The following is a 4,773-nucleotide window of genomic DNA, read 5'->3' as shown; positions in this document are numbered from 1 at the left end:
GCAATTACGCCTCCCTTTATTCATAAATAAACATGGGTTAAACAGATCGTAAATTTTTGTGCTTTTTTGTGTTAAAAAACCAATTTTTTTCGGATCTTAAATGATGTTTATAATTGAGTTATCTTTTTGATGTTTAAGGATTTTGTTTGTTTGTTGGGGGCTCAAATATCAAAAGATTCTTAAATCTTCTAAATGAGATCCAACTTTTCAATTTTTCGATTGTTCATTGTTCCTGTTGTTGCATAAGTATGGATCATAGAATGGCCAACAAGAAGAGGTTCGGTCATTTGAATATTACAGCAACTTCAACTAAACAAACGATTTCATTTCCGGAGTTTAAAAAGGCGGAAAAGCTTGTGATTCCGGGACAAAAATTTGGCCGTTGTTTGTTTGACGATTGGTCAAACGGAAGAAGATATGAATATTTGATTTTGATAATGAATATGAGCTCATCGATTAAAAAGAAGGGGATTAAGTTTTTGAAAGGAATGGCGCTATTCCTGATGACGGTCTTTCTTGCAAGTTGCAAAGATTTGATTATTCTTGATCCCAAAGGCCCGGTTGGAGATCACGAGGCCAGTTTGATTAAGATCGCATTTTTACTGATGCTGATTGTTGTTTTACCTGTTTTTGTTATGGTTGTGTGGTTCTCGATTCGCTATCGGGCAACCAATGAAAAAGCAACCTACAAACCGAAATGGACACACTCAAACACGATTGAATTTGTTGTTTGGGGAATTCCAATCCTGATTATTGCAATCTTAGGTTATATCACCTGGGTGAGTACCCACGAGTTGAATCCGTATAAACCATTGGAATCGGATAACAAAGCCCTGAACGTTGATGTGATTTCAACCGACAGCGATTGGATCTTTGTTTACCCGGAATTGAATGTTGCCAGTGCAAACCAGCTGGTTTTCCCGGTGAATACCCCGCTGAATTTCCGTTTCACTTCCGGCTCTGTCATGACATCATTTTTCATTCCTGCCCTGGGAAGTCAAATGTATGTGATGAACGGTATGCAAACAAAGCTACACTTGATGGCTGATGAAGTGGGCGTTTTCCGTGGACAAAATATGGAATACAGTGGTAACGGTTATGCAGGGATGCACTTTAAAGCGATTTCAACTACCAAGGAAGGTTTTGAAAACTGGTTGAAAGACGTGAAAGGAAACAAAGATACCCTGACGGTTAATCGCTTCAGGAAAATCAACGCAATGTTTAATCAGAATCACCCGGTTACGAGCTTTTCGGCCGTTGAACCGAATCTGTTCCATACCATCTTGATGGAAAATATGCAATGGATGCACATGCCGGAGAAGAGTGAGATGGAGATGAAACATGGGGATGAACCATCTGAGCATATGCATATGCACGGACATGGAACAATGCAATAGTAACGCTGTAAAATTGGAGGAATAAATATATGTTTGGAAAGTTAAGTTTGTCGGATATACCGTTCCACGATCCCATAATTATGGGGGCCATTAGTAGCTCTACGATTATAGGTATTGCGCTACTGGGATTCGTAACTTACAAAAAGTGGTGGGGATATCTTTGGAAAGAATGGTTCACCACGGTCGATCACAAGAAAATAGGAATCATGTACATCATCCTGGCTTCAGTGATGTTGTTACGTGGTTTTGCCGATGCTGTGATGATGCGTGCTCAACAAGCCATTGCTGCCGGCGGTAACCCGGGGTATCTCACTTCACATCACTTCGACCAGGTTTTTGGTGCACACGGAACGATCATGATTATATTCGTTGCGATGCCCTTCGTCATCGGTTTGATGAACATCATCATTCCACTGCAGATTGGGGCACGCGATGTCGCTTTTCCGGTGATGAACTCGGTAAGTTTTTACCTGACCGTTGCCGGTGCCGGCCTGATGATGATCTCGCTGGGTGTTGGTGAGTTTGCCAATACTGGCTGGACCGGTTTAGCACCTCTTTTTGAAAAAGAATTTAACCCCGGTGTTGGGGTCGATTACTGGGTCTGGGCCTTTCAGTTATCCGGGATGGGAACCCTGCTTGGGGGGATCAACTTCGTGGTAACTATCCTAAAGATGCGTGCTCCGGGTATGGGCTTGATGAAGATGCCTTTGTTCACCTGGACGGCCTTAACTTCAAGTGTCCTGATCATTTTCTCGTTCCCGGTAATTACAGGCGCATTAACACTCTTGAGCCTTGACCGTTATCTTGGAATGCACTTCTTTACCAACGGCATGGGAGGAAACATGATGATGTGGAACAACCTGTTCTGGATGTGGGGGCACCCCGAAGTGTACATCGTTATCCTGCCGGCTTTCGGGATCTTCTCCGAAGTTGTGGCAACCTTCTCAAGCAAACGCCTTTTCGCCTATAAATCGTTGGTTTGGGCAACAGCAGTTATTATGATCTTGTCGTTTACTGTGTGGTTGCACCACTTCTTTACCATGGGTAATACGGTAAACGTGAATATATTCTTTGGTATCACAACCATGTTAATCGCGATCCCAACCGGGGTGAAAGTGTACGACTGGTTGTTTACCATGTATCGAGGACGAATTCGTTTTACCAGCCCGATGTACTGGACATTAGGTTTCCTGACTTCTTTTGTAATCGGCGGTATGACTGGTGTGCTGATGGCTATTCCGGGTGCCGACTATGTGGTACACAACTCCGTGTTCCTGGTGGCGCACTACCATAACATGTTGATCCCGGGTGCCCTGTTCGGCTATTTTGCCGGTTTCTCGTACTGGTTCCCGAAAATGTTCGGCTTCAAACTGGACGAAGTTTGGGGTAAGCGTGCTTTCTGGGCCTGGATGATCGGTTTCCTGGTAGCTTTTATGCCGCTATACGTGGTTGGTTTCATGGGAATGCCACGCCGTGCAGCCCATTATGAAGATCTGAGCTGGCAACCTTACATGATTACTGCTGCTGTTGGTACAGCAATCGTCGGTTTAGGTGTTGTTTTCCAGCTTATTCAGGTTGTGGTAAGTATCCGTAAACGCGAGGCCTTGCAAGATGCTACGGGCGATGCCTGGGAAGGGCGTACACTGGAGTGGGCAACGGCTTCACCTCCGCCTGAATACAACTTTGCTGTTGTGCCGGTAGTGGGCGATTTGGATGCCTTTTGGGAAATGAAGGAGAATGGAGAGGCCTGGAAGAAATACCCGGTTTATGCAGATATCCATATGCCGAAGAATCAACCTTACGGGGTCATTATTGGTGGGCTGGGTTTGGCCTTTGGTTTTGCCATGATTTGGTATATCTGGTGGTTGGCTATTGTCAGCTTGGTAGGCATTATTGCGACGATCATCATTTCCGGATCAAACGATGATGATGGTTACATCATTCCTGCTTCCGAGGTGAAACGGATCGAAGAATTACGTTTCGAGCGAATGGCAGAAGCTGAAAAAGAAACAGGCGAAGAAAAATCAATCAAAGAAGAAGTTTATGAGTACAGTGACAGAAATAACTAATACAGCCCATGCGCATGCGCATGATCACCATGACCAGTCGGAGATTAAGAACTTCGGTTTTTGGGTTTACCTGATGACCGACCTGATTTTGTTTTCGACCTTTTTCGCAACTTTTGCCGTTATCGGTAAGAACTATGCCGGAGGCCCTGGCGCAAAAGAACTGTTCGAGCTTCCCTTCCTGTTTATCGAAACCATGTTGCTGCTTGTAAGTAGTGTGACTTTCGGTTTCGGGATGATTGCCATCAGCCGTGGGAAAAAACAACAGATGTTTGCCTGGTTGATATTTACCGGTCTGTTGGGCGCGAGCTTCCTTGGAATGGAGCTTTTCGAGTTTAGTCATATGATTGGTGAAGGTGCGGGCCCCGATCGCAGCGGATTCCTTTCAGCCTTCTTTACCTTGGTTGGTTTCCACGGACTGCACGTTACTTTCGGTATTGTTTGGTTGATCGTCATGTTGATTCAAATCTCGAAGTTAGGCTTCACCACGGGTGTTAAATCCCGCTTGGCTCGCCTGAGCCTCTTTTGGCACTTCCTCGACATTGTTTGGGTAGGCGTATTCACCTTTGTGTACCTGTTCGGTATGGTGTAATCAATGGATAACGAATTTAAATTGAAAGACATGTCAAATCACTCACATAACGAGGCTGCCGAAGTCTCACACTCAAGCGTTAAGTCATACATTGTCGGTTTTGTACTGGCAGTTGTGTTTACCGTCATTTCGTTTTCGTTTGCAATGATGGAGCAAGTGCCTAAAAAAGTCGCTTTAATTGGTTTATCGATCGCAGCCTTACTGCAAATGCTGGTTCACCTGCGTTATTTTCTTCACCTCGATACCTCGGAGAAGCAGCGCTGGAACGTGGCATTCATTGCCTTTACAGCAGTGCTGGTCTTCATTTTTGTAGGTGGCACCATTTGGGTAATGATTACACTGAACTCGCGGATGATGTAAATATCGTGAAATAGTATAAGTAATGCTCAAAGAGCAATGTTGAGGGCTCACGGAAATAGCTATTCCGCTCCTTCGACATTGCTCTTTTTTATTTCAGAAAGCATTTTCCAGCTCCTATTTTTATCCGGTTGACCCACCCCGGCCTTCCTGTCGATGCTTCTCCGGGAGATAGGGATCCGATCTTTCCTTTGCTCACCTCAACGCTATAATTGCAATTCAAATGGGTTTGAAGAGAACCTGACAACTCTCGATAACCATAACAACGGGATGTTCAGGAATTCTCCATTCTCCTCCCTTCCTTTTGCATAAAGCCACAGGTCCTTTTGGGGCTTTTATAAGCAGTTGATAACTAAAATAT

General features: G+C 44.5%; 4 protein-coding genes. All 4 read left to right on the top strand.

Translation table 11 applies throughout. The features are described from left to right. Window positions 1-248 precede the first annotated feature (248 nt). Genes cyoA through cyoD form a run of 4 tightly spaced genes read left to right on the top strand, consistent with a single transcriptional unit; the run spans window position 249 to window position 4,415 of the window. On the top strand, window positions 249-1,397 hold the full coding sequence (cyoA, locus tag AC37HE_RS10555; RefSeq protein WP_500782801.1) for a ubiquinol oxidase subunit II: 1,149 nt from the start codon (window positions 249-251) through the stop codon (window positions 1,395-1,397). Between the two features lie 29 nt (window positions 1,398-1,426). Continuing rightward, window positions 1,427-3,466 carry a cytochrome o ubiquinol oxidase subunit I gene (gene cyoB, locus AC37HE_RS10550; RefSeq protein ID WP_500782800.1) on the top strand — a complete coding sequence of 680 codons (2,040 nt, stop codon included), beginning with the start codon at window positions 1,427-1,429 and terminating at the stop codon, window positions 3,464-3,466. Next, complete coding sequence (gene cyoC / locus AC37HE_RS10545) at window positions 3,441-4,055, top strand: cytochrome o ubiquinol oxidase subunit III (protein ID WP_500782799.1); 615 nt, start codon at window positions 3,441-3,443, stop codon at window positions 4,053-4,055. The genes cyoB and cyoC overlap by 26 nt, the downstream gene beginning before the upstream one ends. Window positions 4,056-4,085: 30 nt before the next feature. Further along, a complete protein-coding gene (gene cyoD / locus AC37HE_RS10540; RefSeq protein ID WP_500782798.1) occupies window positions 4,086-4,415 on the top strand; it encodes a cytochrome o ubiquinol oxidase subunit IV in 330 nt (109 codons plus the stop codon). Window positions 4,416-4,773 lie beyond the last annotated feature (358 nt).

The sequence above is a fragment of the Mangrovibacterium sp. genome, from assembly GCF_059905295.1.
This window is presented reverse-complemented; position numbering and strand designations above follow the sequence as displayed.

Bases quoted from the DNA above. Each gene is read 5' to 3' on its own strand.
- cyoA (WP_500782801.1), top strand. From the start codon at position 249: ATGGATCATAGAATGGCCAACAAGAAGAGGTTCGGTCATTTGAATATT.
- cyoD (WP_500782798.1), top strand. From the start codon at position 4,086: ATGTCAAATCACTCACATAACGAGGCTGCCGAAGTCTCACACTCAAGC.
- cyoC (WP_500782799.1), top strand. From the start codon at position 3,441: ATGAGTACAGTGACAGAAATAACTAATACAGCCCATGCGCATGCGCAT.
- cyoB (WP_500782800.1), top strand. From the start codon at position 1,427: ATGTTTGGAAAGTTAAGTTTGTCGGATATACCGTTCCACGATCCCATA.